This window comes from Microcoleus sp. LAD1_D5 (assembly GCF_036702115.1).
Classification (GTDB): Bacteria; Cyanobacteriota; Cyanobacteriia; order Cyanobacteriales; family Microcoleaceae; genus Microcoleus.
The window spans coordinates 29486-55554 of sequence record NZ_JAUBSA010000023.1; the positions used below are offsets into that span (position 1 = coordinate 29486).

Sequence of the window (26069 nt, forward strand, 5' to 3'; positions counted from 1 at the left end):
GGGTTTATTTGAGCATTCGGTGATGAAATGATGCTGCTATATGTCTAATATTTCTGAGCCTGTGAATCCCAATCAATTATTGAGCGATCGCACCGCAGTTCTTGCTACCATGCACCAAAAAGAACGGGTGATGGCTCCCGTTTTGGAACGAGAATTAGGCGTAAATATCCTAGTACCTGCGGAGCTTGACACTGACACTTTTGGCACCTTCACCCGAGAAGTTAAACGCTTAGGAACACAAATAGAAGCGGCTCGCCATAAAGCACATAAAGCCCTAGAAATTGCGGGCGAAACTCTTGCCTTTGCTAGCGAAGGTACTTTCGGCCCTCACCCAATGATGCCGTATCTGCCAGCTAACAGAGAAATAGTAATTTTATTAGATCGAGCCAACAATCTAGAACTCATCGGCGACTCTTTGTCCGTTGAAACTAACTACAGTCACCAGTTAGTTTCCAGTATAGAAGAAGCAGATGATTTTGCGAAAAAAGCTGGATTTCCCGAGCACGCACTGGTGGTTATAGTTGGCGATGCTGCGCTCGGCAACGGCGAAATTGTCAAGGGCATTAGGACAGAAAAACAACTTTTTGACGCTGTGACAGCAGGCTTAAAAAAATCGTCAACCGGCCGAGTTCACATCGAAACAGATATGCGGGCGATGTACAATCCAACTCGGATGAAAAACATCGAAAATGCAACTCTGGATTTAGTTAAAAAATTTAAGCAATTCTGCCCGGAGTGCGGTTGGCCGGGATTCGATATTGCTGAGACGAAAATCGGATTGCCCTGCGAACTTTGCTATTTTCCGACTCAGCTAGTGCGATCGGCAATCTATAAATGCAAAAACTGCGGTTATACTAAAGAAAAACTATTTCCAGACGGTCGAGAGACTGCCGATCCTTCCCTGTGTCAATATTGCAATCCTTAGAAAAATAATTGCACAAAAATAGTAAAGTTTGTAACAATATTATTGATAGTTCCCTAATTAAATTTACTAATGATAGCCGTAGAAACAGAACGCAACTGGAAACCCGTTATTAAAGAATTCGAGGCTGTAGTTGGCAAAAATGGCGTCGTGCAGCGCCGCGAAGAATTGATTGTCTACGAGTGTGACGGACTCGCCAGCTACCGCCAGCGCCCCGCCCTGGTGGTATTGCCTCGAACTACGGAGGAAGTGGCGCAAGTGGTCAAAATATGCGATCGCAACTCAATTCCCTGGGTGGCTAGAGGCGCAGGAACCGGCCTTTCCGGCGGCGCTTTGCCTGTAGAAAACTGCGTGCTGATTGTCACTGCCCTGATGCGAAAAATCCTGAAAGTAGACTTAGAAAATCAGCAAGTAGTCGTGCAACCGGGAGTAATTAATAACTGGGTAACGCAAGCAGTTAGCGGCGCTGGTTTCTACTACGCGCCAGATCCTTCCAGTCAAATTGTTTGTTCGATTGGCGGCAACGTTGCCGAAAATTCTGGCGGGGTTCACTGCCTCAAATACGGAGTCACAACAAATCACGTTTTAGGATTAAAATTGGTGCTTCCCGACGGTTCAATTGTCGATGTCGGTGGCGAAATTCCCGAAATGCCCGGTTACGATTTAACTGGTGTATTTGTCGGTTCTGAAGGCACTTTAGGAATCGCCACAGAAGTTACTTTGCGAATTCTCAAAGCGCCGGAATCGATTTGCGTTCTCCTAGCGGATTTTTCCAGTATAGAAGCAGCGGGCGAATCGGTTTCCGATATTATCAGCGCTGGTATTATTCCCGGCGGCATGGAAATTATGGATAACATCAGCATCAATGCTGTGGAAGATGTGGTGGCAACTGGATGTTATCCCCGCGATGCGGCGGCAATTCTCCTCGTAGAAATCGACGGTTTAGAAGTGGAAGTGGCCACAAACAAACAGCGAATTGCTGATATTTGCAAGCATAACGGAGCGCGAAATATCACGACGGCAAGCGACCCGGAAACGCGCCTAAAAATTTGGAAAGGCCGGAAAGCTGCTTTTGCGGCGGCGGGTCATCTCAGCCCGGATTATTACGTGCAAGACGGCGTAATCCCGCGCACGCAAATGGCTTATGTTTTGAAAGAAATTGAGGGTTTGAGTGAGAAATACGGTTATCGGATTGCTAATGTTTTTCACGCGGGAGACGGGAATTTACACCCGCTAATTCTGTACGATAACTCGGTAAAAGGTGCGCTGGAAAAGGTGGAAGAATTGGGCGGGGAAATTCTCAGGCTTTGCGTGAAAGTTGGGGGAAGTCTTTCGGGGGAACACGGCATCGGTGCTGATAAGAAGTGTTTTATGCCGGATATGTTTTCTGAGGTAGATTTGGAGACGATGCAGTGGGTACGTCAGGTGTTTAATCCGAAAGGTTTGGCGAATCCTGGGAAGATGTTTCCGACGCCGAAGACTTGCGGGGAAGCGGCGAGAGCTAAGGTTGAAACTTTTAAGAGGTTGGATGGTGTGGAGGTTTTTTAATTCGCTATTTATGCGGGTAATGTGAATCGAAAAGCACCCTAGGATTGTCTCTACAATGGGGAGGCAGAGCCTCGAAGTATGCGTTACCAGCCAGAGTCGGGGAACGAGAAAAAACGAGAAACATCGTTTTTTAGGAATGCGAGCTTCCGGCTCGCTTGCTTATAGAGCAAGTTGATAAGGCCCGCAATGGGGACGCCGTGCTAATGTGCGATCGGAATTTTGATAGTAAATTCCGTGCCCTTGCCCAATTCGGAAGTACAATATAGTTCGCCGTTGTGTCTTTCTACAATAATTTGGTAGCTAATTGACAAACCCATTCCCGTGCCTTTACCAATGGGTTTGGTAGTAAAAAATGTATCGAATATCTGCTGTTTGACTTCCTCAGTTATTCCCGGCCCGTTGTCGGCTATTTTAATTTCTACCAAATTGCCCACCACTTCCGTAGCAATCCTAATCTGGCTAGGGTTTTCTAGCATTTCTTGACAATTTTGCTTATTCTTGGCATCTTCTAAAGCATCGATCGCATTGCTGAGAATATTCATAAAAACTTGATTGATTGGCCCCGCAAAACACTCAACAGGCAGTAATTCTCCGTATTGTTTTACAATTTGAATAGGCGGCTTTTCTCCGTTTCCTTTCAAACGGTGATTGAGAATTAACAGGGTGCTGTCAATACCTTCGTGGAGGTTAATGGGTTTCATCTGTGAATCGTCGTGCCGCGAAAAGTTCCGCAGCGACTGCACAATCTGGCAAATCCGCTCGACACCAACGCTCATTGAAGACAGTATTTTAGGTAAATCTTCAGCTAAAAAATCGAGTTCATTTTCTTCTCTTTCCTGTTGAATTTCCGCGACTGGATCAGGATAATGCTTTTGGTAAAGTTCGAGGTGGTCAAACAAGTCTTGAGTATAATTTGTGAGATGAGTGAGATTGCCATAAATGAAGCTGACTGGGTTATTAATTTCGTGAGCCACGCCGGCAAGTAGCAATCCCAAACTAGACATTTTTTCGCTTTGAACTAATTGGGAATTAGTGGCTTTGAGTTGGTTAAGTGTGGCTGCTAGTTGAGCGGCTTGTTCTCTGCTTTGTGCTTCGGAATTATGCAAGGCTTCTTCGACTTGTTTGCGCTCAGTGATGTCTCTCTGTACGCCAATAAAATGAGTTAATTTGCCCTGTCGATCGCGCACGGGAGATATTGAGAAACAATTCCAAAAAGCGGTTCCGTCTTTGCGGTAATTCTTTAATATTACCTTGCATTCGCTTTCTGTTTGCAAGGCTTGGCGAATTATTTCTACTGCCGCCGCATCGGTATCGCTTCCGTGCAAAAATCGGCCGTTTTTCCCGATAATTTCTTGTCGCCCATAACCTGTCATGCTTTCAAATGCGGGATTGCAATAAATAATTGGATGGTCGGGGTCAGTGGCATCAGAAATCGTAACTCCGGTGCTAGTAGCTGCTATAGCTCGATCGTACAACCAAAGCATTTCTTCTGCGCGCTTGCGATCGGTAATGTCCCGCAGCGTAGCTAAATAGGCCATTTCTCCATCCCATTCCGTTTCCACCACCCGCATTTCTACTACAGCATTTGCTTTTTGCTTGCGAATAGCTTCAACTTCTGTTTGCACGACGCGAGTTCCTAGTGCTTCTGTTTTTCCAACTTGGGGAATAATATCCGTCGCCATCTCAAGGTCGCAAGCTGAAACTTCTACTACTAAATTGCCAAAAAATGCTTGACCTAAAAGTTCCTCTGCCGTGCAGTTAAACAGCGCTTCTGCTGACTGGTTGGCAAAACAGACAAGTCCTCGCTTGTTAACGATTGCGATGCCGTCACCATTTTTTTCGATCACATTCCGAAACCGAGATTCGCTAGCTTTCAAATCCTGCTGTAGCTGTTCCATTGCTCGCTCCATCTGTTGCATTTCGCACAGACTAAGACTATAAGCTTCGGAAATGTTGGCCTCTGTCGAATTCTCGGATCTTTTTTTGGGAATCTGTTGGTACTCTGTTCTATGGGGCATATTGTGAGCAGTTTTTTTCTGATTCCTGCTAATATTACTGAGCTTATTTTCTTGATCGGCTTCTTGAAAAAACATATTTCAACCCTACCAAATTATTGTTTAGATTAAGGTATTGCGATCGCCCAATTTTCCAGGAAATTTAGGGAGTGAGCAATTTACACCCGATGCTAGCACATTACTTTTAGAATTCATCATAAAACATCGTTAAAATTCAACAGCGATCGCCATTAATTTATCTATTAAGTTTTATTAAGTAACTTGAACAACATTGACACTTACGTAGCGACACGAACTGTGCAAGCTGAATATGGCTTCAATCCCCCTTGCACTCACAAAATAACCAGTTCCACGCGCAAGTTCTACATATTTAGAAGCAACTGGTCAGTATAAAATATTATATAAGTTTGAAAAAAAATATGGTCAAAAATAAGCGAACTCATCTATGTTTATTAAAAATAATCATAATTAGCCATTACCAAATCATCTTCCTGCAGGCAGATGTGGTATAGAATATAACCTATCTATTTTTGCGATCGCAACTTCAAACCAATGGCACGTCTAGCACTTTTGAGCACATCCAATAAAACCGGACTAATCGACTTAGCACGCAGTCTAGTAGAAGAATTTGAATTTGACATAATTAGTAGTGGCGGGACAGCAACGGCCCTCAAAGAAGCAGGCATCCCAGTCACCAAAGTTGCGGAATATACTGGTTCTCCCGAAATTTTGGGAGGGCGAGTCAAAACACTTCACCCACGAATCCACGGAGGTATTTTAGCACGCCGCGATGTACCGGAAGACCTTGCAGATTTAACCGCAAATCAAATTCGGGCGATAGATTTAGTTGTAGTCAATTTGTATCCATTTGAAGAGACAATTTCTAAACCCGGAGTTACTCTAGCAGACGCAATTGAGCAGATAGATATCGGCGGGCCAGCAATGTTGAGAGCTTCCGCCAAAAACCATGCTCATTTGACAGTGTTGTGCGATCCAGAACAGTACAATACTTATTTAAAAGAACTGCGGGAAAATGGCGGTCAAGCATCCTTAGAGTTTCGGCAAAGGTGTGCGCTAGAAACCTTCAAACATACAGCCAGCTACGATCGCGCGATCGCAAATTATCTCAGCAGCAGCCAATCCGTTGAAGAATCTTCGCTACCAGACCAGTTTAATTTATCAGGAAAAGAGTTGCAAACTCTGCGCTACGGCGAAAATCCCCATCAAGCCGCCACCTGGTATCAAAGCGGAAGTACACCCACAGGCTGGACGACTAGCACCATCCTGCAAGGCAAAGAATTAAGCTACAATAATTTAGTAGATTTAGAAGCAGCAAGGCGGCTAATCGTAGAATTCCCTGACACCCCCGCTGCCGCTATTCTGAAGCATACAAATCCTTGCGGTACAGCCTTGGGATCAACTATTTCTGAAGCTTATCAAAAAGCCTTCGATACCGATTCAGTCTCAGCATTCGGTGGAATTGTTGCCCTCAACCGCCCCATTGATGCTGCTACCGCAACGGCGTTAACTAAAACATTTTTAGAATGTATCGTCGCGCCGGGGTGCGAACCAGAAGCAGAAGAAATTATCAAGAAAAAGGCGAAAGTTCGAGTTTTAATTTTGCCAGATTTGACTCAAGGGCCTCCACAAACTGTTAAAATAATTGCAGGCGGTTTGCTGGTGCAAGACTCAGATAATATAGTAGAAGAAACTAGCAAATGGCGGATTGTTACTGAGAAACAGCCGACGGCGGCAGAGTTGGAAGAATTGCTGTTTGCTTGGAAAGTAGCGAAACACGTCAAATCTAATGCGATCGTTGTGACGCGCGATCGCACTACAATCGGTGTCGGCGCCGGACAAATGAACCGCGTGGGATCGGTTAAACTAGCATTAGAACAAGCAGGAGACAAGAGCAAAGGAGCGATTTTGGCTAGCGATGGTTTCTTCCCCTTCGACGATTCAGTCAAAACTGCGGCTGAGGCGGGCATAATTGCGATCGTCCAACCGGGCGGAAGTATGCGCGATCAAGATTCCATTCAAGCCGCCAACCAACTCGGAATCACAATGGTTTTCACTGATATTCGGCACTTTTTGCATTAGGAATAAGACCTAAACCAATTTTCAATTGTGTGCCATATTGTAGGGATACAATAGTGTTTATTGGTCTTAACGTAAGTCGGAAATTCTTTGTATCTCTGGTTTTACTCTAAGTCTCGATCCCCCTAAATCCCCCTTAAGAAGGGGGACTTAGAGAAAAATCCTGTCCCCCCCTTCTTAATGGGAATTTAGACACTCTTGTCCCCCCCTTTTTTAAGGGGGGTTAGGGGGGATCTGGAAGGCTATGACACCAATCAACACTGTTATGTCGTACCAAATTCCCAGTTGCGTCCTTCAAAAATTATGACTTACACTCAACCGCAAATTAAACCCCAAGACGTAAAAGTCAAAATCCTGCTCACCGGCGGACATCAATGCACCGTCACCCTTAAATCTGATACACCATTATTGCACAGCCTGATCAAAACATTAGTCGATCGCACTCAACAAACACCCGGTTTTTCCACCTTATTTCAAATCCCCATAGACGACGGGCGTTCCGCCCTTTCTTTTCCCGGCGAACACCTAGTCGGATTAGTGACAGAACCCCCACTTTACTTGCAGCAACTGCAACCGCAGCAGCCTGCAACTCCCGTAGAAATTCCCCCCACAGAAATTCCCGCCCCTGCGCCGCCTGTAAATGACGACTTAATATCTCGCTACGCCCAAATAGACAACTTTTTGACACCCGCAGAAAAGAATAAACTCATCAAATATGTTTTAGCAAAAGAATCAGAATTTGTGAGTACCAGCACCTCAACCAATGCCGAAGATTACCGCCGTTCGATGGTACTCCACTCGTTCCCTGAATTTTCCGAATTGATGGTTAATCGCATCAAAGCAATTCTCCCCGACGTGCTGCAAAAATTAAATATTCCCTCATTTCCGCTTGGTGAGATAGAAGCTCAGTTAACCATGCACAATGACAACAACTTTTATAAACTTCACAACGACAGCGGCTCGCCAGATACCGCAAGCAGATTTTTTACTTACGTTTACTATTTCTATCGAGAACCCAAGGCTTTTTCAGGCGGCGAATTGCAGATTTATGACAGCAAAATCGAGAACAATTTTTATGTTGCAGCCGAGACATTTAGAACCGTTGAACCGCGCAATAATAGCATCGTATTTTTTCTGAGTCGCTATATGCACGAAGTTTTGCGAGTTAGCTGTCCCTCGAAAGCTTTTGCTGATAGTCGATTTACTATTAACGGCTGGGTACGCAAAGCAAATTGAGGTTAATTCATTGTCCTGGATGCACTAATCACCTAATTTTGTCATTCTGAGTGAAGCGAAGAATCTCAAATTATTGCCACACCGTTACAATGCGTAAGTTTAGATATGTGAGGTTTTTCACTTCGCAAAGCCTACGCTCAGAATGACAGAAGTACCTTACTCAAAACAATTTAATTCTTACTCCAGTGCTCCAGCATTTTTGAGCAATTTCACCACACTGGAAGAACCCTTAAACTCAGCCAGCATTAAAGCTGTATAATTTCCCGGATTTTTGTGGTTTAGTTCTGCACCAGCATCAATTAAAATCTTTACTGCCTCAGCATAACCCCGATGTGCGGCCCACATTAAAGCGGTTGCGCCCGAATCATCTAGCAAGTTGACATCGGCACCTTTTTCGACTAATAATTGGACGATCGCAATATGACCTCGATCGCACGCCTTCATTAAAGCCGTTTTCCCCAAATCCGCCGGGATATTGGGATCAGCACCGCCGTCAAGCAAAGCCTTCACCGTCTCGGTATGTCCGTGAAAAGCAGCCAGCGTCAAAGCCGTCTCCCCAAAGTTTTTAGCATTCAGAAACTCAGCCCGATTTGAGTTTACTTTTTGCAGCAGAGCCGATACGATCGCACTATGGCCGTGAACAGCCGCCACCAGTAAAGGCGTATCGCCCAACCGATTTCTAGAACCGACACTAGCACCTCGGTATAATAGTAATTCGACCACATCCTCGCAGCCTTCAACCACCGCAAAATTCAAAGCAGTTTCATCATCTTTATCCTTAGCGTTGATATCGGCACCAGCATCGAGTAAGATATGGGCGATCGCCGCATTTCCCCCAGCAGCAGCGGCCATCAAAGCCGTGCCCCCATCTCCATTTTTCACATTCGGATTAGCACCCGCATCCAGCAAAGTTTGCACCGCATCAGTATTGCCGGAATCCGCAGCCAAAGTTAAAGCAGTTTCGCCCTCTTTGTCGCGAATTTCGACATCAGCACCAGCAGCCAACAGCGCCTCGACAACAGCCAAATTTCCCGCCGTCCCAGCCAGCATCAAAGCAGTTTTGCTCTCTAGATTTTTAACATTAGCATCCGCCCCACACTTGAGCAAAATTCGCACAATTTCAGCGCCACCTTGACGCACAGCTAAAAACAGCATAGAATTGTCAGCAACAGCACCCGCATCTGCCAAAGCTTTGACAACAGCTTCGTGTCCCGATAAAGCAGCTATTTTCAGAGCAGAATCTCCATCTTTATCTCGGACATTTACATCAGCATTAGCATCAAGTAAAAGCCGCACAACATTGATATCTCCCTTGAGAGAAGCCGCCATCAAAGCCGTACTACCATCATCATTTTTAGCATTAACATCAGCACCAGCAGCTAACAACAGCCGCGCGGAATCATGCTGTTTGTGAGCCGCCGCCAGCATCAAAGCCGTTAGCCCAAAACGCCTGCTCACATGGTTGACATTAGCGTCATTGTTGAGTAGAATACGCACAATTTCCGTATAGCCCTTTTGGGCCGCAAACATCAAAGCCGTCGTCCCCTCAGAGTCTTTGGCGTTAGCGTTAACACCCTTAGCGAGTAAAGCTTGGACGTGAATAATGTTGCCAGTCTTGGCCGCTTGGATTAATACAGTGTCTTGTTTAGTGGCAGGCATAATAGTCTCTCATACCGTATATTTGTACCGTCGCACGAGACGGCCTGACTGGTATGCTAAGTTTTATGAAGTATGTTTGCTAATCCTCAGAACACTATGAATCTCGAAATTCCTCAGTCAGTGAAAGTTTGGAGCCAATTCATCCACCCTATTTTAATGTGGGTACTGCTGGCGATCTCATTGTATGCTTTGTATCTCGGCATTCAAATCCGACGTACCAGAAGTGCGGAAGGCGAACTCAAAAAAGAGTTAATTAAGGGCAAATTCAACGTCAAGCACCACCAGATGGGTTCTTTGCTGTTAGCTTTGATGGTTACGGTTGCGATCGTGGGGATGGCCGTCACCTACATCAACAACGGCAAGCTATTTGTTGGCCCGCACTTGCTAGCAGGGTTGGGAATGATGGCAATAATTGCGATCGCAGCCTCGCTGACTCCTTTGATGCAAAAAGGCAATGATTGGGCGAGAAACACTCACATCTTTCTGAATGTTGTGCTCTTGGGGCTGTTTGGCTGGCAAGCGGTAACAGGCGTGGAAATCCTGCAAAGAATTATCAGCAAAATGTGATAATTTGGGTAAGATTGCTAATTGCTAATTGCTTTGGGGCGATTAGTGATTAGCAATTAAAGTGTGATATTTTTTTAGTTGTTTAAGAGCCAAGCTTCCCTGTGGATGATATAATAGACTAAAGTTAAATTTAGCGAACAAATTATAAGATTAATTAGGGAGCTTTTTGAAATCCAAAGAAGGAAAGCCATCCTATAAAACCCGCTCAAATACTTTGTCTACGCAACAAAAGGCTATATTACAAAAAGGCAGTTAAGTATTTGTACTTAGCAGCTCGCACGTTGGAAAAAGTTTCGTTTAAGTGAAAAATCATGGCACTACTTTACAACTGGAAACGATTTTGCTATCCAAGAGGGACTCAGCTCGATCTGAAGGATTATGGTTATCTTGCAGATCCAGAATCAGATGATGGACGTTTTGATAATCCTAATATAGTGTCTTTCGAGTCTATAGCCAATCTTCCATGCTTAGTATTGATAGGTGAAGGAGGAATTGGAAAATCTACTGCAATTCAAGACGCATTCAACCAAGTTCCCGAATCTGAAGAAAAATATTTATTTAAATTAGGTGATTATGGCTCTGATGAGGCTTTATGTAATGCGGTTTTTAGAAATGATAAGTTTCAGAATTGGAAACAGGGAACACATCAATTCCATCTATTTCTTGATAGTTTGGATGAAGGATGTTTGTCAATTCCAGTATTAGCAAGAATTTTAAGTCGTGAATTACAAGCGATTGACTCTCATTACACTCGCCTTCAGTTTCGCATTACCTGTCGAACAAATGAGTGGTCGTCTACTTTGGAAAAAACGCTAAAGGAGTTATGGGGTAATGATAATGTAATAATTTATGAGATAGCACCTTTGCGTAAAGTAGATGTTATTGAAGCGGCAAAGAAAAACGATTTAGATGATAAGGCTTTTTTACAAGAAATTTATAATAGAGAAGCAGTTCCTTTAGCTATCAAGCCGATTAGTTTAGAGTTTCTTTTAAAGAGATACAAGCAAAATAAACAATTTGCAAAGACTAAAACTGAACTTTATTTGGATGGTTGTGAGTATGTTTGTCAAGAATATAATAATTCTCGAAGAGATGCTAAAATTTTCCCTAGTTTAACCCCTAAGCAACTACTAACTGTAGCTGCCAGAATCGCGGCTGTTACTATATTTTGTAATCGCGCTGCTATTTGCAAAGACCCAGAGTTATGTTCTGCAGAAGATGTAAATATACAAGACTTGTGGGGAAATCTAGAAAAAGCCGAAGGTAATGAATTTCAAATTAGTAGAAAGGAGATTGAAGAAACAGTAGGAACTGCATTATTTTCTTCAGGATCTATACTACCTTCTTTTCCAAATACTAATCGTATTAGTTTTGCTCACAAAGCTTATGCTGAATTCCTTGCTGCATGGTACTTATACCACAATAAAATGTCTCTGCCTCAGATCATGAGTCTAATACGACATCCTGATGGTAAATTACTGCCTCAGCTACATGAAACAGCAGCTTGGTTAGCTAATTTATTCCCTGATGTATTTCGGGAGATTATGAAGGCTGACCCTGATGTACTACTTACAAGTGATATCGCAACTGCTAAGGTTGAAGATCGAGAAGCATTAGTTAAAACTTTACTAACATTCTACGATGAGGAAAAGATATTAGAACCTCCTGTAGAAAACTACAGATATTATCGAAAACTTGCTCATCCTCGTTTGGCGGAACAACTGCGTCCCTATATTCGTGAAGCAAATAAAAATGAGCCGGCCAGATTGGTTGCTATTGATATTGCGGAAGTCTGTCAGCTCCCAGAAATTCAGGATGACTTAGTGGAGGTAGTTACAGAAGATTCACAACCAGTAAGGATTCGCTGGAGCGCAGCGCGAGCCATAAATTTGAATAACATAGAAATAAAAAACAAACTGAAATCGCTAGTTATGAGCAATATTACTAACGATCCAGATAGTAGACTAAGAGTTGACCTGCTTAACTTACTGTTTCCAGATTGCTTGAATACAGAACAATTATTTACTATTCTTAGCGATGACACTTTTAACTTCTCTTCTGAACTCTACGATCACTCTTTGGCATCAAAACTAAAGCAGTATCTCCAACCACAGAGTTTATTAGTTTCTCTAGCATGGGTTGAGAAAAAACAGGCTGAAAAAAAAAATCTGGGGAAATTTAAGAAAATTACAGATACTATTCTGCTGAAAGCTTTTGAAAACATTGGAACAGAAGGGATAGCGGAAGCTCTTGCAAAAGTAGTTTTGTTTCAGTTGAGAAATGACGAGGAAATTATGAATAATTCTTATCGCTCACAATTTCTTCAAGAATTGAGGAAGAACGATGAAAAACGGCGTATAATTCTGGGGGCAACGCTACCTCTACTCTCCAACTTGCAAGACGATTTAAGTTTATTAGCTGATACTAGCACTCCATTGGCTTTTACTAGAGATATTCCTTGGATGATTGAGCATTTGCAAGCCTCTGTATCTGAGCAAGACCAGCAGATACTCGCTCACTTAATATATCAATACTCCGGACAGTTTTTGGAACGATACTACAAGCTTTACAGGGCAAGGATCGTAAAAAAGTCGAATTAAATGTAAGTCAGGGGTGGAGCTGACATTGATTTAATTATCCACAGTGGCTCAAAGTCAAGCGAGCATAAGCCATTGGGCTATATAAAAACTGTCCGGACTATTGATATATAGAGTGTTTAATAATAAAGAAACCCAATATTTAGATACTATTCGTTCTGTTAGTCAAGGTAATCCAATTCTGAATGAAGTATTTGCCCCATATATTAGGTTTATTGATTCAAATCAAGTGATTGATTCATCTCAAGTGATTGATTCAACTTCATCTCAAGTGCCACAGTCTGAGGAAGAGCATCAATTTTCAGTCTCAAAAGAACCATTAGTGCCTCCTCTGTTAGAGCCATTACCAGTCGTTCCGATTATTGAGCTTTTAGCTAAAGATAAAAAATTGGCTGAATCTTTGATACCTTTGCCACTTCCTACTAGCGAAGAAGAACGAACCAGAGCAGTAAATACTGCACAAGTGTTAATTATGTATTCTGAAGATGCAGGCTGGGCAACTGTTTGGCCAGCTATTCAACAAGATACTCAGTTTGGTAGAGAACTAATTGAAAACATATCTTTCTTTGCTCGGAATTCAGGAAATATTGAGTCACGACTTTCAGAGGAACAGGTTGCACAACTCTACATTTGGCTAAGTGAGCAGTATCCCAGCTTAAATATAGCTGAACGAAATCAATCTGCTAATCTTGGTATTACTCTAAATAACAATTTAGTTAGACCCGAATACAGTATAGATATATGGAAAAACTTAATTCTCTGCCATCTTAAAGAACGGGGAACTCCTCAAGCTTACGAAGCACTTCAGCAAATTAGTCAACAACTACCACAACTCAAAAAACAACTAAAACCTATCTTCATTGATGCTCAAGAGTCAATTCGTCGCCAAACCTGGATTCCTGCACAACCAAATGAAATTATTGAACTTGCTAAAAACCAACAATTACGTTTAGTAAATAGTGAAATTGATCTTCTTGATATGATAGTTGAAGCCTTAGATGACTTGAATCAATTACTCCAAGGTGAGACGCCTGCTGCTATTGATTTGTGGAATGAAATAAAGTGGACTCAAATCAAAAACTTAGCTAATTTATTATTCAAAAAATTAAAAGATAGTTTTAATAACTCTCCTCCAACTAAGCTTTGGGAGGGAATTACCTGGAGCAAAATCAAGGACTGTTCGCATATTCCAAAAGAAGAAGAAAGACTATCTGATTATATAAGCAGATATTTACAAGCAGCTCTTATATCAAAAGGCATTATTCTTCATAGAGAAGTAGAAATTCGTCGAGGTGAAAAGACAGATATTTATGTAGATGCTGTTGTACCAAATTCAGCAGGAGGAGTTTATGACCGTGTAAGCGTAATCATTGAGGTGAAAGGTTGTTGGAACAAAAAAGATTTAGATACTGCAATGGAAACTCAGCTTGTAGGACGCTATTTGAAAAATAATCGCTGTCAATATGGACTATATCTAATTGGCTGGTTTAATTGCGAGAAATGGGATGAAAGCGATACTAGGAAGAAATCTGCTCCAAAAATCAGTCTTGAAAAAGCACGAGAAAACTTTAATTCCCAAGCTGCTGAACTATCCCAGCAAGGAGTGCAGGTCAGGGCTTATGTTCTCAACGCTGCACTTCGTTAAGTAGCTGGATTTGTAATGGTATCTACACTTAAACTTATTTCTCTGTAACCTAAATAAGGAAGAGTTAGTATCCTTCTTTCTTACTCTCTACTTTTTTAGACAACTCTAGATTAATCCGATCTAACCACAACGGAATCACACGCTCAGCAGAGTTCAAGGAAGCGATCGCCCTTGCCATATCAAACTCTACCAGATCGATCGCCATGAATGAATTCCCCCACAGCCTAAACCACCCCGGCGAAACCGGATGCGTAAACTCTGGTTCCTTCTCCGTCAATGGACAAAACTCTGTCATCACTGACAAACAACTTGTTACTGTAGAAATTAAAAAAGGCGGCACCCAGATTTGAACTGGGGGTGGAGGTTTTGCAGACCTCTGCCTTACCATGTTAAACCTTACCAGGGAAAGGTTACACAAGCTAGAAAAAAAATTGCACTAGATTTGCATTATTACATCAAGGAGATTAGGCAATTGATTTGTGATATCCATATAAAGAATTTTGGGCGTTACTAGCTAACTAACAGCGCCCAAAATTCTAGCTACACCACAAAAGAGTCTCCCACCCGAGTAACTCCCTCTGCAATTTTTACCTCATCAGACGCCCGTGCCACGATCACAGACTCTAGTTCATCTATCAATTCTTGCGGTGCATCCGTCGCCTCAAGGTAATTCAGAATTTTAGTGACAAGTGAGGACTGTGCCAACAGGCGATCACTCTCACCGTTGTTGATCACGTAGGTCCGTACCCAAACGAGGATCAGATTAGAGCGATCGGCTGCTGCTGGGATTAATTTCTTGAAAGCCTCAAGCAGCCACCGGGGTAAATAAAAATTAGCTTGCTCTCGCTTCTCATCATCTGGTAGAGCCGTGCGACCGCCGTTACGTCCTCTAGGCTTCTTGCTGGCTATGAGTTCTATAGATTTTGTCATTTATTTTGATTTTGCTATTGACCTATCTATTTGATTGTGGCATGATTAAATCAAATAAGCAAGGAGCAAGAAGCAATGACTCAACGCATTCTACACGGAGACAAACACAACGGATTTTTTATCAAGGATTTAGGTGGTAATCTAGAGGAGGCAAACTCAGTCAAGCCATTACTTAAAAAATGTGATGAGTTTAGAATAGATCGGGTATCTGTGGCGTATTCCGGTTTGTATTACGAAAAAAGGGAAGCGGGCTGGTTTTTAACTAGCGATACCGAACAATGCGACGCTACCCACGGACTACCTTCAGAGGGAAGGTTGATTAAAATCTAATGACGCCGAAACGCCCTTCGGGGGCGTCTGCCGGGTGGTTGTAACCCCAATACTGATGAAGCAAACTGATGACAACTAGAACAGATAATTTTCACACTCAAAACGTTTCCGATCAATTTATCAATATATATTCAGAGGTTAACCGCCCGGTTAAACCTGGTTATTTACGACCAACAACAGAAGTGGGGGATATCCTAATTTGCAATTGTGAAACCAACGAAGGAGTATCCTATATAGAATTATACGAAGTGGTGAAACAGCATGAAGACAGATCGTGGTTCCAATTGTTTCAGGTTTTACCTGAAACAGGATTGAACGTAGTTGGTGAATTATTCATAAAGCCCAACTTTAACGGCGGTGGAGTAAGTGAGCCTAGATGGCCTCGCTGGTAATTTGATTTTGAAACACAAAAAACCTCTGATGCTGTTGACCCATCAGAGGTTTTTTGTGCTGGTTTTTTCCGAATCTCTCAGCTTCTCGCCAACCACTGTCGGAGACCCGTGCGGGGGGGGTAGCGTCACTGCATCTTGTCACCAACCACGACTACTTCCGTGTGAAGGAATTTACAAATTGCTCCAAAACTTTACTGGGTAAGCTTTTTAGAAGCCACGCTTTTTAGATTCTAGCACCTTCTTCTAGTTCAATGGCTGAAATACTGATTCTGTCGTTGATTAAGGCGTCGCAATTTTCTAGGTAGCGGCTATCTCTTGCACGAGATTTCAGAGGGATTGAAATCCCTCCGCCGGTACTGCCCCGGTTCGCCACTACTTAATTTTAATCAGCAAACACAGTTTTAACGCCATCTACATGGGTAGGAATTCGACCCCAGCCGAGGCTACCTCGCGGGAACCATAAGCGCTCGAAAGTCGAAAGAGTGTATTTGTCATTCTTGCCCGCTTCGGGTAAGTTCGAGATCCATTCATTGCTATAACCCAAACGCGAGCCATACGGATCATGTACTTCTATAATATCGCCCGCGTCATCCAACATTTTAAAGCCCTTAGTTAGCACTATATGCCCGTGATCAGGCCCTTTGTAATCTAGCCCCACAACTAAGGGGATATTGTTACGCAGCGCTAAATATAGATCCTCTAGCGTGAGAGATGTAGACCAATAAGACTCGATACCGAAAGCTCGCAGCGTGGCGGTATTGGCATCGTGGTTAGTAGTGTCACCGTGGCGATCTAACTCCGTTAAATAGATGCTTTCAGGTTGTTTTAATCCTTTGTCGAGTGCCTGTTTGTTTAGCCAGTTTTTCTTTAAGAAGTTTAGCAGCATCGCGTTAGATGTTGCGCTACATTCTCTGTAACCATATCCTCCGGGGTTGTCTGTCTGATAGTAATAACTAACTGCCAGACTTACTTGTTGCGGTTGATAATTCCAATGCGGCGCGTATACATAAGCTCTGTCGTATGCGTGATCTATCAACTCTAATAATAAATGCTGGTTTGGTGCTGGTGTTACTTTTGACACGTTTAACGCCTGACCTTTGTAGACGTTCATTTTTTCATGGTTCCCCAGACTTCTAGAGCCATCTAGACGGGTTTTTAAAATTGTTGCTACTCGCGCTTGAATTGTCATATTTTTCCTAATTAATTTTATTTTTGATTTTTATTTCTATTGCCGTTAATATTGCTAGCAATTTCCATAATTTAGGCTCAATACCGGGAGCATCTTTTAATTTTCGGTTACAAATAGCTAAGATATATCCGTGTTCGATTGCTATTACTCGGTGTGCTAGCAGAAGATCGTCGAGCGCTGCATCGGAGGATGCTAAAACGGTATAAGCTTCTTGGAGATGCACTTATTTCGATTGATCAATATCAATTCTGTCTGCGTGATCGACACGATTTTGAGGGCTGCGATTTTGTGGACTAAATCCCCCACCAGCAAAACCTAACAGAGGACCGGCGGACGCAAGAACATATATAAATCGATCGCCAGCAAGCTTTTCACTATTGACCACCGCTGCCAAAATAATAGCTAAACCCGCGCTGGCAAAAAACAAAGGAGTTAGTGAGCGGATAATTTCTGCAATGCCGTATAAATCGGGCTTCATAATTAAGTAAAGTCTGTCCGTTCTGGTTTGTTTTCTTCTGGTAGTGCTTCGGCTCGATACATTCTCAATACCGTCTTAATATCGCGAATAGCAGCTTTGTTTAATCCAATTTCAACCAAACTATTATTGATGTTTTGTTTGGCTTTCCGTTCAAATTCACGAGAGATGTCAATTTTGTCTTGAAACTCTTTACGAAAGTTTTCAATTTCGTCTCGAAAGTCCTCAACTTTTGTGTCAATCCTATTTTCTGCCCGTAAAGTTGCAAACGTGAACCCACCAGTGGCTAATGCACTCCCACCAGTAATTACGAATAAGATGATTTCTAATAAATCCTTGGTGGTCATATTACGGCGGATATTAATTAAGCGGGAATCACGGAATAGTAATCATTTTTGACTAATTTACTTGCCGGAAAGTACAAAACTGCCGTAGGAATGGTTTTTATCACTTGTTCATCTATTTGAAGCAAACGAGGAATTGCTCGGAGTTCCAACTCACAATATTTTAGACTCGTGTAACTGTCGGCGCCAGCGTCATAAATTCCCCATCTTCTTTCACCAAAGGGTTTAGCCTGCCAGTGCAATATACAAAATTGACCACGCAACCGAAACCAATTAATAATTGGATTAAAGTCCATTTGAAGATTAAATCCTGGCAGTAAGGGATAAGTGAGAGATACTTTGGCTGCTGCTGTTTGAATGATAGGGCTTAGCATGATATTGCTAAAATTCGGGCGTGGAAACCCGTAGAAGGATTTATCTGTAACCGCATAGGAAAACAGTCATTGCGGTATTGAACGGGCAAGGGGATTAAGTCGATGGTGTTGATGCTATCTTGCCAATTTTTAACGAGTCTCTCGACAGCTCCCATCGGCCCTGAACTAACTTCTGCAAATAATGCAACGGCCACTTCTAAAAATTCGCCTGTTGCCAAATATTCTCCAACTAAATTTGACTGAAACGCCAAGAACTGGCAGTTGAAAAACCAAGCGGTATAGGTTGGTGTAACAGGTGCGATTTCTTCATCTAAGACTGTTGTGATAATTGGAGCCATTAAACTCGATTTTCACCGTGATAGTTTACGCTAAGCGGAAATGGGGGACTGAGATTAGAGCTAGGAGATACAAATGTCAAAATTTCGCGTATATGCTCATTATGAGCAGTGTTACCCGGAGCGTAAGGGATAAGTACAGTGAAATTACTTTCACCCGATACGTTAACGGCAGAACCAAAACAAGCCGCTACAAATCGCGGTTCTATTCCCCCTATACGGGCAATTATTGGACTATTATTACCCATTATTTGCCGTTCTAATAGTTTTGGAGTTGTTGGAGCGAGAATTTGCCCATTTTGGTCGTAGAACTGCCTCTGGTTAATTAAAGCATCTACGAGATTATCTTGGGTGTAACGGATTTTTAAATCTTTACCCCTAACCGTTCGTAGTGTCTTGATTCTTTCATCAGCACTCATTAGTTATCCTATTTGTACGCCAATAATTGCTACATTTTCACCAGCAAGTCCCCACAATTCCAAATCTTCTTCGAGCTGCTCCTTCTCATCAAATAAAAGCAAATTACCTTCGCCGGTTGAGTTTTTTTTGTTTACTTTCGCTTCTCTGATGTCAATCCATAAAGGCACAACACCAGAAGCTTTGTGATGCAATTCAGTTAAACCAAGAAAAATTGTGCCTTCGTCACTTGGTTCTGTTTTTAATAAACCATATTTCATGTCAAATGCCTTTTTAGAAAAGAATTAGAAAGAGTTTCGCCGATTCCTCGAACAGAAATAATTTGAGGATTGGAACGCACCTCACCCCAGAATACATTCCATTCGGTGCTATTTGGCCGAAATGGGTACGATATCTTTACGCGTTGACTTTCCGTTTTTGGAGTGATTAGAAGAAATCTAGGGGAAATGTCTAAGGATTTGCAAGAATGATTAAAGCTTAATAATTGAGGCTTAAGCGATTGAGGGATTAACCCTTCAATTTCATTTAAATCTTTTATTTGCCTTACTGAGCGAATATTTTCACCCACAAAAGCAACATCCATTTGCAAATATCCTAAGACAACCCCCAAATCGGTAAAGTATTGAGGAGCAACAAACATTAAGCTAGAAGCCTGCTAAACCTTGAATCGGTTTCGCCGAAATATCTTAAGCACAATGTTTGGGTATTTCTAGCTAACGATACCCCTACAGCTTGAATATCTGTAGCGTCGTCATCTACTGCCGGGACAATTAATTTTCTAACAGGATGAGAAGCGCTCGTTGTGAGTACATCCACTACATAATGTCGTGGCGTTACGTTAGTAGCGCTTCCGCACCCTCGTGGCAAGATTGTCCCCAGTGCTTCTGCAATTTCAGTAGCGTAGGCAGAAAAAGGAGCGTTTACAGTATTTGTATTCATCCTTACTTTTTCTACAAACGTCCGACCGCTATCTGACTCATAAGAAACTGCAGCCGTGTAGACCGGGTTTTTCGTTCCACCTGCAGGTCTAATGTCAGTTCCCGGCGTCGGCACGACACCCGCCGGTCGTAAATCTTGATCAAGTCGCTTCCATTCTTCACCTTTTAACGAAATGCAAGTAACGTTAACTTGTAAGTCTGTTTGCAGAATGTTGCGAATTTGAGTAGCTAAAGCAATTAATTGGGATCTGTTTGGTGCCGGAACCGAAATACTCGCCCCATTAGAAAAAGTAAACTTTAATTTGCGAGGCTCGAAAATTTGACTTCCTTCACATGGAAGTTTTTCACCAGAAACTGACTGAGTGCCGCCAAGGGCGGTAAGTATACTCGTAGCAGTAGCATCAGTCATTGCTGGCGGTCTATTAAACCGTGATCTGTAAGCAATTAAGTTCGTTGCTGGAACAGGAGCGGTAGTGTCCGAACGATCGGCAATGTAATTTTCGGCCCTAAACGAAATAAAATCTGTAGGCATTTATTTAAGGAGTAGATTCAGAGGCGGGTTCTAAAGCTGTAGGCGTTAAATCGAAAGTGAGGTTGTAAGCCTGTCGCAAAGTACCAGGCTGAACGCCAAGACCTGTAGCAATAGTTGGTACTGCTTTAGTAATAGCTGCTTTTGTGGGGCGAGCTGTTGGCGCTAAGCCTCCAATAACAGATTGGGTACGATCGACAACTTGTCTTACGACTTCCATTGCGTTGCCGGTCGTTGCGTTGGCTTCTGTTGCAGTTAAACCAGGGAGCGCTGCTAAAGGAATAGCAATGGAAAGACCATCGGCGGTCAAAGTGTATCCAGGGAAGATGTCGATCGGTGCTACTTGCATTTTCGTGCCTTTATTTCTAGCTGGTAACTGTTTCAGCTTAGTCCCGATGTGCCGAAAACAAGCCAGAAATGAAAGAAAACTCGGTCGTCGGCTTTAAAGGTAAAAGTATACGACGACCCTTCCATTACAAGCATTTGAGCCTCTTAGTAAATTTTGGGAACAACAGATCGAGACCAGGCTCAACATCAGGATAAAGTGTCCAAAATTTCGGACACTTTTGAAATAATTTGCCTGGTGACGACTCCGTAGCTATGTCTGTAGGCACGGAAGGAGCAAAGTAACTCATACTAGAAAGATGACAAATAAAAACTGTTGGCGAATTTATCCGCATACTTTCTACACAAGTGCGGCATTGCCCTCAAATCCGCCTGAGTGTATCCCTCTCAAGGATTACTGTGCAAAATATTTCTTGAGCAAATACCAAGTGGTCAATCGCCTAAGAAAACGTCAGATATGCGCGGTTAGCTTCAAGAAAAGATTATTTGTCATGGATGCTGCGCCTATAGAAAACTAATGCTCCGTCACATATACTGTTAATTATGCCAAGCGAACCTTTATTTACTAATTTTTTCGGCCCTGGCGCCACGCAGGATGAATCACGTATTATCATCCTAAAAAACGATTTAATTGCTCCCGTAGGTCTTACCCCTAGCTATGAGTTCATACCTGCGCTTGTCAATAATTCGGAACCGACCGCATTAGCCATAATGCTACGCTGGGGAAGAAATCAAGATCAGAGTACCGATTCTCAATTTGTGCTCAAGCCTTTTGAGCAAAGTTTAGAATTTCGATTCAACAAATGGCAGCGACGGTATGTCGCAGAAATTGAAATCTGGCAAGATGATTCGGTTTCCACCCTCCCCAATCCCAATCTTTTATAAGTTATGGCAATAGATAGACCTCTGACTGCATTTTTCGGACTTGGGGCGACCCAAGATGCGACAACTATTACAATACTAAAAGCGGATTTGGTAAGCAACAAAACGCCACCAGCGTTTATCGGCTTGATTCCACAAGCGGTAAACACTTCTGAAAGTATTTTTTCCGCATTGTTAATGAAAATTATTGAAGAGCAAGACACCAGTCAGGACTCTCAGTTACGAATATTTCCCCCAGAATCTTCTATTGTTACAGTGGTTGCCGATGGAGTACCAAAGCCTTTTGATCAATATCTTTTTACCTTGAGGATGCTCATTCCTCGCGGTCAAGAATACCCTAATCCCAATCTAATTTAAGGAGCAAAGTTTTATGGCGGGAGCTTTCACGAACCAACCCCGAACAACGCCGATTTATAACCAGCAGCAAGCAACGCAGTTAGGGCAAGGAAATTTTTCTACAATGCAGCCGGGTATGCAACCTGGTATGCAGCCGGGAATGCAAGGATTCGGAGGACAACCGGGGGGGATGAATGGCAATATTTACCCTCTGGGACAACAATTCGGGCACACGACAATTTATGCAGTGGTGGAATCGGGCCAACCGATTATTCTCGATCCGAAAACGGGCAAAGCTTATCCACCAGGCTATATTCCCACTATTCAAGATCCAAATACGTGGGAGCAGTGGGCTCCCGGCCAATCATGGACGGAAACTATGGAATTAGCCAATGCCGAACTTCAAGAGGGAAAAAGGCAGGCGATCGAAACTCTTGTGCGGCCAGGGGAAGAAGCCGCGGCAGAAGCCACTCAAGGCTTCATGGGAGACCTTAGCGCTGCGGCCAACAAACTAGCAGGGCAAACAGCGCAGAATCTGTACGGCAAGGATAATAAAACTTTGAAGAACCTTCAAGAGCAGGCTAGTAAAACAGGGAAGCAGGCAATCAACCAAGCACCACAAGTTTTACAAAAAGCCGGTCAAACGGCTATTCAACAGGGGCCTCAAGTCCTTCGGCAAGCTGGTCAAACAGCCACTCAACAAGCCGCTAAATTTATCGGTGGCGGTAGTGTGTCGGGTTCAGCAGGGGCTTACACTGGCGGGATGACTTCGGCTTCTACTTCTGTCGTCGGCGATCGTCCTGCTGCTTTTTCTGGTACTAGGAGATATTAATTAGTGGCTATCCCCATGCCGGATCGCACTCGACAAATTGTTGGGAAAATATCGGCCACCAGTAACCCACAAAGAGCGGTTTTGTATACTCCAAGCTCTGCGATGTTACTGGGTACGCGCATAAATTTTAATGGGGCTATGGCGCGAATTCGTGCGTGCGGCTTCTTCGATTCACTGCCGGAAGTTCACGCGCCCATCATCCTCCCAACAGATACGAACGCACAAAAAGAACAGAAAAACAATTTTTTTCGCGTTCAACCCAAAAAAGGGTTAATGGTTTATTTAGAAAATCCAGCAGGGACAGAAAAGTTTGAGGTAGGCATTATCGATGTTTACAATGTCAAGCCCAATTTCCTCACAGGAGTTAACGAATTTTTCAGTGATTTGCAATTGTATGGCATAGAGTATGGTTGGAAAATTGTTGTCGAGGTAATCGATCGAGGGTATGGAATTCTTCAAGTTAATACAGGAGAAAACCAACAAAATGATTATATTTCTTTCACTGGGTTTGCTGAAGACAAAGCAAGCTTTTTACAAGGAGATGACGATACTATTTATAATTTCATAGGGTAAAGCATGGTTAGAATAGTAAACTGTTGTTACCTTAATCTCCACCACAAAAGTGCCTTTAGCGAGGTATTAGGTGATGACATCACCAATGAAATTACAATTGGAACATCGCCAACAACGCTCTTATCAACAATTAATTTAAACAGGAAACTTATCAAAATTTATTCCGTACAATACTCTAATCCTTTGGCATTAGTATGGGTGCGGCATGGGAGCAATGCGAGTGCTAGTAATTCCTCATTCGGATTGCCGATGCGGTATTTGTATGAAAATCTTTTGCAAGCTAGTAGGCCGTTATCAGTTGTCTGTAGCGAGGGGACGGCTTTACTTCGATTAAGTGTGGTAAATAAATCATGAGCGACATAGGAGGCAACTACAATTTTGGGGTATGGAATCCTCCGTCAGGGTTAGATGCCGTCAGATATTCGGAGCAGCTTAGTTTTGAGTTAGCGTGCAAGTATAACAATTTACAAACTGGCAAAGAAGAAGGGTTTAAGCAAAGCTTTGGAATAAAACCAGTTAAGCTTGAAAACCCCGATATGAATTTAATCAATCATTTGAACGATAATAACTTAAAAGTGTTTATTGGAATGACTCGACAGGGTTGGGGAGGTTATTAATGGCAAGAAGTGATTTAGGTAATCCACAAATCATTCCTCCTACAAACAGCGAAAATCAATATTGTCGCATCGCTTTTACACTCCATCAACAAGGAATTTTGTCTACACAGTTTAGATATTGGAATCCTGATGGAATAGCGTTTTTTGAAAGAGAAGGTGTAGGAACTTTTACCCCTGAAGGTCGCATTATTAATTCAACTTTTATATATAAAGAATATATATCGTGGCCAATTCCTGGTTCCCCTCTTCCCGGAAATGCTAACGTTCCTTATGTTGGTAGTTTTCCTCTTTATAGATCCACATGGGGCGAAGCGGGGGAAACTTATGGCGGAGGTGCGGCAGGTATACGCTATACAGAGGGTAGGGTCAGTGCTATTCGCGCAGAGTTAAATAATTACTGGGGCGCTGACATGATAAATCTTTTGAGTTGGGACGTAAAGTATCGATATAAAATAATTTATTCAAGTTGCCCAGAAATATTTTCTCCTTTTATTATCCCATCGCCACTTTATATTTTTTATGGCACTGCCGCTCCTCCACCCCCACCTCCACCTAATATGAATTGTTGTAGTTGCAATGACATTGCTACCATCCTCGCCGAAAATGCGATCGCCGAAATTAAGCAACATCAAGCGACCCGCGACTTAATAGATCGCCGAACGATTGAAGGATTGCGAGAAATAAATAAAATGCTCCAAGGGATGCAGATAAATCTAGATTTGCAACCCATAATTGATCGCCTCAACCAATTGGAAGCCAATCTCTGGAACGGATTAAACCTTTCAGAAGGAGGTGGTAATTAAAAATGCCACCTACAACCCTAAATTTTCAATCTCAACCCATCACGGTCAATGCAACTGTTGTTGAGGCCGTGCCGACAGCGAGAATAGGAATAGATACAACACCAGGCGGCAAGCTTAGCGCACCTACTAGCAAGCCTTATACGGGAGGCCCTAGAGTATCCGTAGTCAATAGCGTCCCGGCGAATTTAAGGAGCGCTGCACCTCTTTCCTTTGGGCAAAAACTTGCCACCGCGGCAGTGAAAACTGGCGCTAAGATTGCAAGTGTCGGGCTGGGTGTGGTGGCTGACCTTGCGACCGATTTGATTTTTCCCAAACCTGTTGGACTTGGCTCGGACATGGTAGGCGGTCGCCCGATATCCAAACCCGCGACCACAGCACCACGAACCCAGACCCAAACGCGACCGCAACCTCAAACTCAGCCTCAAGTGAGATCGCCTACCGTGGGAAGAGAAGACCCCTTCGCGCCGATCTTCAGTATTGAGGAACCCTATTCGCCTGTTTCAATTCCGACAACACCGGTCCCTGCACCAACTCCAGCACCAGCACCTTTCAAACCGAAACCAGTTCCTAATCCTGAAGCGAGAAGGGCGATCGATTTTGATGCTAAGGCAGGCACAGGCTCAATCATCCTCGCACCAATCAAGCCTCAAACCGAGACGTTGACAACTCCTTCATCCTTGGATGTGGAAACCGGAGGGGTAAATCTGCTCACTCCGATTGTCGGTTTTCTCAAAAAACTTGATCTAGATATTCAGCAAATAAAACTAAGCCTGCAAGATTTCCAGCTTGATTTTTCCCCGGTGCTGGAGGGAATTTCTAAAATGATCGACCCCATCATGGAGGCGATCACGCTTATCCCCGAAACTTATTCTGAAATCACAAATCCCATTCTGGAGGGATTAGTAGAGCTGCTTACACCGATCGCAAATATGACAGCGACCAGTATCGAAGTCTCAGCAAAAAATCCTCGCACAACGAGTGAAACTGTAGCGGAATTTGTAGCCCCGATATTCTTGCTGATTACCCTGCTGGGGACGGCTCTAGACGGTATTGGCAAAGCTATCAGTGGATTGACATTAAAAACGGGAATACAAATCCCTCAAGGCATGGGAGTGGCGGCGCAAATTCCAATGAGCATGGCT

29 protein-coding genes and 1 pseudogene are annotated in these 26069 nt (G+C 43.0%); 16 read left to right on the plus strand and 14 right to left on the minus strand.

Features of this window, described 5'->3' with window-relative positions:
- Positions 1-40: 40 nt before the first annotated feature.
- Together QUA70_RS12235 and glcD are read left to right on the plus strand one after the other, a co-directional pair.
- Positions 41-925, plus strand: coding sequence for a DUF6671 family protein (locus QUA70_RS12235; RefSeq protein WP_333347293.1), 885 nt, complete (start codon positions 41-43; stop codon positions 923-925).
- Between the two features lie 69 nt (positions 926-994).
- Complete coding sequence (gene glcD, locus QUA70_RS12240) at positions 995-2470, plus strand: glycolate oxidase subunit GlcD (protein WP_333347290.1); 1476 nt, start codon at positions 995-997, stop codon at positions 2468-2470.
- 200 nt (positions 2471-2670) lie between these two features.
- On the opposite strand, the gene QUA70_RS12245 is transcribed toward glcD, so the two are convergent.
- Positions 2671-4563, minus strand: coding sequence for a PAS domain S-box protein (locus tag QUA70_RS12245; RefSeq protein WP_333347287.1), 1893 nt, complete (start codon positions 4561-4563; stop codon positions 2671-2673).
- Positions 4564-5037: 474 nt separating this feature from the next.
- Between QUA70_RS12245 and purH the strand changes: the two genes are divergently transcribed.
- Together purH and QUA70_RS12255 are read left to right on the plus strand one after the other, a co-directional pair.
- Positions 5038-6585: a bifunctional phosphoribosylaminoimidazolecarboxamide formyltransferase/IMP cyclohydrolase gene (gene purH, locus QUA70_RS12250; RefSeq protein WP_333347284.1), complete on the plus strand. Its 1548-nt coding sequence runs from the start codon at positions 5038-5040 to the stop codon at positions 6583-6585.
- Between the two features lie 300 nt (positions 6586-6885).
- On the plus strand, positions 6886-7818 hold the full coding sequence (locus tag QUA70_RS12255) for a 2OG-Fe(II) oxygenase (RefSeq protein ID WP_333347281.1): 933 nt from the start codon (positions 6886-6888) through the stop codon (positions 7816-7818).
- Between the two features lie 177 nt (positions 7819-7995).
- Here the strand turns inward: QUA70_RS12255 and QUA70_RS12260 are convergent, their stop codons facing one another.
- A complete protein-coding gene (locus tag QUA70_RS12260; protein ID WP_333347279.1) occupies positions 7996-9477 on the minus strand; it encodes an ankyrin repeat domain-containing protein in 1482 nt (493 codons plus the stop codon).
- 96 nt (positions 9478-9573) lie between these two features.
- On the opposite strand from QUA70_RS12260, the gene QUA70_RS12265 reads away from it, so the two are divergent.
- From QUA70_RS12265 to QUA70_RS12275, 3 genes are all read left to right on the plus strand, one after another.
- Entirely contained in the window at positions 9574-10044 is a 471-nt protein-coding gene (locus QUA70_RS12265; RefSeq protein ID WP_333347276.1) for a DUF4079 domain-containing protein, read from the plus strand.
- A gap of 311 nt (positions 10045-10355) precedes the next feature.
- Positions 10356-12644: a hypothetical protein gene (locus QUA70_RS12270; RefSeq protein ID WP_333347274.1), complete on the plus strand. Its 2289-nt coding sequence runs from the start codon at positions 10356-10358 to the stop codon at positions 12642-12644.
- 112 nt (positions 12645-12756) lie between these two features.
- Positions 12757-14286 carry a hypothetical protein gene (locus tag QUA70_RS12275; RefSeq protein ID WP_333347271.1) on the plus strand — a complete coding sequence of 510 codons (1530 nt, stop codon included), beginning with the start codon at positions 12757-12759 and terminating at the stop codon, positions 14284-14286.
- 64 nt (positions 14287-14350) lie between these two features.
- Here QUA70_RS12275 and QUA70_RS12280 read toward each other — a convergent pair whose 3' ends face one another.
- Positions 14351-14674 carry a hypothetical protein gene (locus QUA70_RS12280; protein ID WP_333410430.1) on the minus strand — a complete coding sequence of 108 codons (324 nt, stop codon included), beginning with the start codon at positions 14672-14674 and terminating at the stop codon, positions 14351-14353.
- A 152-nt stretch (positions 14675-14826) separates the two neighbouring features.
- Positions 14827-15216 carry a hypothetical protein gene (locus tag QUA70_RS12285; RefSeq protein ID WP_333347265.1) on the minus strand — a complete coding sequence of 130 codons (390 nt, stop codon included), beginning with the start codon at positions 15214-15216 and terminating at the stop codon, positions 14827-14829.
- A 75-nt stretch (positions 15217-15291) separates the two neighbouring features.
- On the opposite strand from QUA70_RS12285, the gene QUA70_RS12290 reads away from it, so the two are divergent.
- Together QUA70_RS12290 and QUA70_RS12295 are read left to right on the plus strand one after the other, a co-directional pair.
- Positions 15292-15546 (plus strand): hypothetical protein, encoded by a 255-nt coding sequence (locus tag QUA70_RS12290; protein ID WP_333347262.1) that lies wholly within the window; start codon positions 15292-15294, stop codon positions 15544-15546.
- A gap of 68 nt (positions 15547-15614) precedes the next feature.
- A complete protein-coding gene (locus QUA70_RS12295) occupies positions 15615-15938 on the plus strand; it encodes a hypothetical protein (RefSeq protein ID WP_333347260.1) in 324 nt (107 codons plus the stop codon).
- A gap of 382 nt (positions 15939-16320) precedes the next feature.
- On the opposite strand, the gene QUA70_RS12300 is transcribed toward QUA70_RS12295, so the two are convergent.
- From QUA70_RS12300 to QUA70_RS12345, 10 genes are all read right to left on the minus strand, one after another.
- A complete protein-coding gene (locus QUA70_RS12300) occupies positions 16321-17127 on the minus strand; it encodes a C39 family peptidase (RefSeq protein ID WP_333347258.1) in 807 nt (268 codons plus the stop codon).
- Between the two features lie 223 nt (positions 17128-17350).
- Positions 17351-17605: a hypothetical protein gene (locus QUA70_RS12305; protein ID WP_333347256.1), complete on the minus strand. Its 255-nt coding sequence runs from the start codon at positions 17603-17605 to the stop codon at positions 17351-17353.
- A gap of 2 nt (positions 17606-17607) precedes the next feature.
- Positions 17608-17949 (minus strand): hypothetical protein, encoded by a 342-nt coding sequence (locus tag QUA70_RS12310; protein ID WP_333347253.1) that lies wholly within the window; start codon positions 17947-17949, stop codon positions 17608-17610.
- Between the two features lie 17 nt (positions 17950-17966).
- Entirely contained in the window at positions 17967-18320 is a 354-nt protein-coding gene (locus QUA70_RS12315; RefSeq protein WP_333347250.1) for a hypothetical protein, read from the minus strand.
- Positions 18314-18658, minus strand: coding sequence for a hypothetical protein (locus tag QUA70_RS12320; RefSeq protein WP_333347248.1), 345 nt, complete (start codon positions 18656-18658; stop codon positions 18314-18316). The genes QUA70_RS12315 and QUA70_RS12320 overlap by 7 nt, the downstream gene beginning before the upstream one ends.
- Positions 18658-19074: a hypothetical protein gene (locus tag QUA70_RS12325; RefSeq protein ID WP_333347246.1), complete on the minus strand. Its 417-nt coding sequence runs from the start codon at positions 19072-19074 to the stop codon at positions 18658-18660. Before QUA70_RS12325 ends, QUA70_RS12320 begins: the two co-directional genes overlap by 1 nt.
- A gap of 3 nt (positions 19075-19077) precedes the next feature.
- A complete protein-coding gene (locus QUA70_RS12330) occupies positions 19078-19332 on the minus strand; it encodes a hypothetical protein (protein WP_333347243.1) in 255 nt (84 codons plus the stop codon).
- Positions 19329-19712 (minus strand): hypothetical protein, encoded by a 384-nt coding sequence (locus QUA70_RS12335; RefSeq protein ID WP_333347240.1) that lies wholly within the window; start codon positions 19710-19712, stop codon positions 19329-19331. The genes QUA70_RS12330 and QUA70_RS12335 overlap by 4 nt, the downstream gene beginning before the upstream one ends.
- Positions 19712-20419 carry a hypothetical protein gene (locus QUA70_RS12340; RefSeq protein ID WP_333347237.1) on the minus strand — a complete coding sequence of 236 codons (708 nt, stop codon included), beginning with the start codon at positions 20417-20419 and terminating at the stop codon, positions 19712-19714. The genes QUA70_RS12335 and QUA70_RS12340 overlap by 1 nt, the downstream gene beginning before the upstream one ends.
- 127 nt (positions 20420-20546) lie before the next feature.
- Positions 20547-20888: a hypothetical protein gene (locus QUA70_RS12345; protein WP_333347234.1), complete on the minus strand. Its 342-nt coding sequence runs from the start codon at positions 20886-20888 to the stop codon at positions 20547-20549.
- A 539-nt stretch (positions 20889-21427) separates the two neighbouring features.
- Between QUA70_RS12345 and QUA70_RS12350 the strand changes: the two genes are divergently transcribed.
- The 7 genes and pseudogenes from QUA70_RS12350 to QUA70_RS12380 all read left to right on the plus strand — a co-directional run.
- Positions 21428-21769 carry a hypothetical protein gene (locus QUA70_RS12350; protein ID WP_333347231.1) on the plus strand — a complete coding sequence of 114 codons (342 nt, stop codon included), beginning with the start codon at positions 21428-21430 and terminating at the stop codon, positions 21767-21769.
- A gap of 3 nt (positions 21770-21772) precedes the next feature.
- The gene (locus QUA70_RS12355) at positions 21773-22123 is read left to right on the plus strand and encodes a hypothetical protein (RefSeq protein ID WP_333347228.1); all 351 of its coding nucleotides are present in this window, start codon (positions 21773-21775) and stop codon (positions 22121-22123) included.
- A gap of 13 nt (positions 22124-22136) precedes the next feature.
- Positions 22137-22934 (plus strand): hypothetical protein, encoded by a 798-nt coding sequence (locus tag QUA70_RS12360; RefSeq protein WP_333347225.1) that lies wholly within the window; start codon positions 22137-22139, stop codon positions 22932-22934.
- Between the two features lie 3 nt (positions 22935-22937).
- Positions 22938-23507, plus strand: coding sequence for a hypothetical protein (locus tag QUA70_RS12365; RefSeq protein ID WP_333347222.1), 570 nt, complete (start codon positions 22938-22940; stop codon positions 23505-23507).
- Positions 23508-23857: 350 nt separating this feature from the next.
- Positions 23858-24124, plus strand: a complete 267-nt coding sequence (locus QUA70_RS12370) for a hypothetical protein (RefSeq protein WP_333347219.1) — start codon at positions 23858-23860, stop codon at positions 24122-24124.
- On the plus strand, positions 24124-24927 hold the full coding sequence (locus QUA70_RS12375; RefSeq protein WP_333347216.1) for a hypothetical protein: 804 nt from the start codon (positions 24124-24126) through the stop codon (positions 24925-24927). The genes QUA70_RS12370 and QUA70_RS12375 overlap by 1 nt, the downstream gene beginning before the upstream one ends.
- A 2-nt stretch (positions 24928-24929) precedes the next feature.
- Positions 24930-26069, plus strand: a pseudogene (locus QUA70_RS12380) (hypothetical protein); the annotation flags it as partial.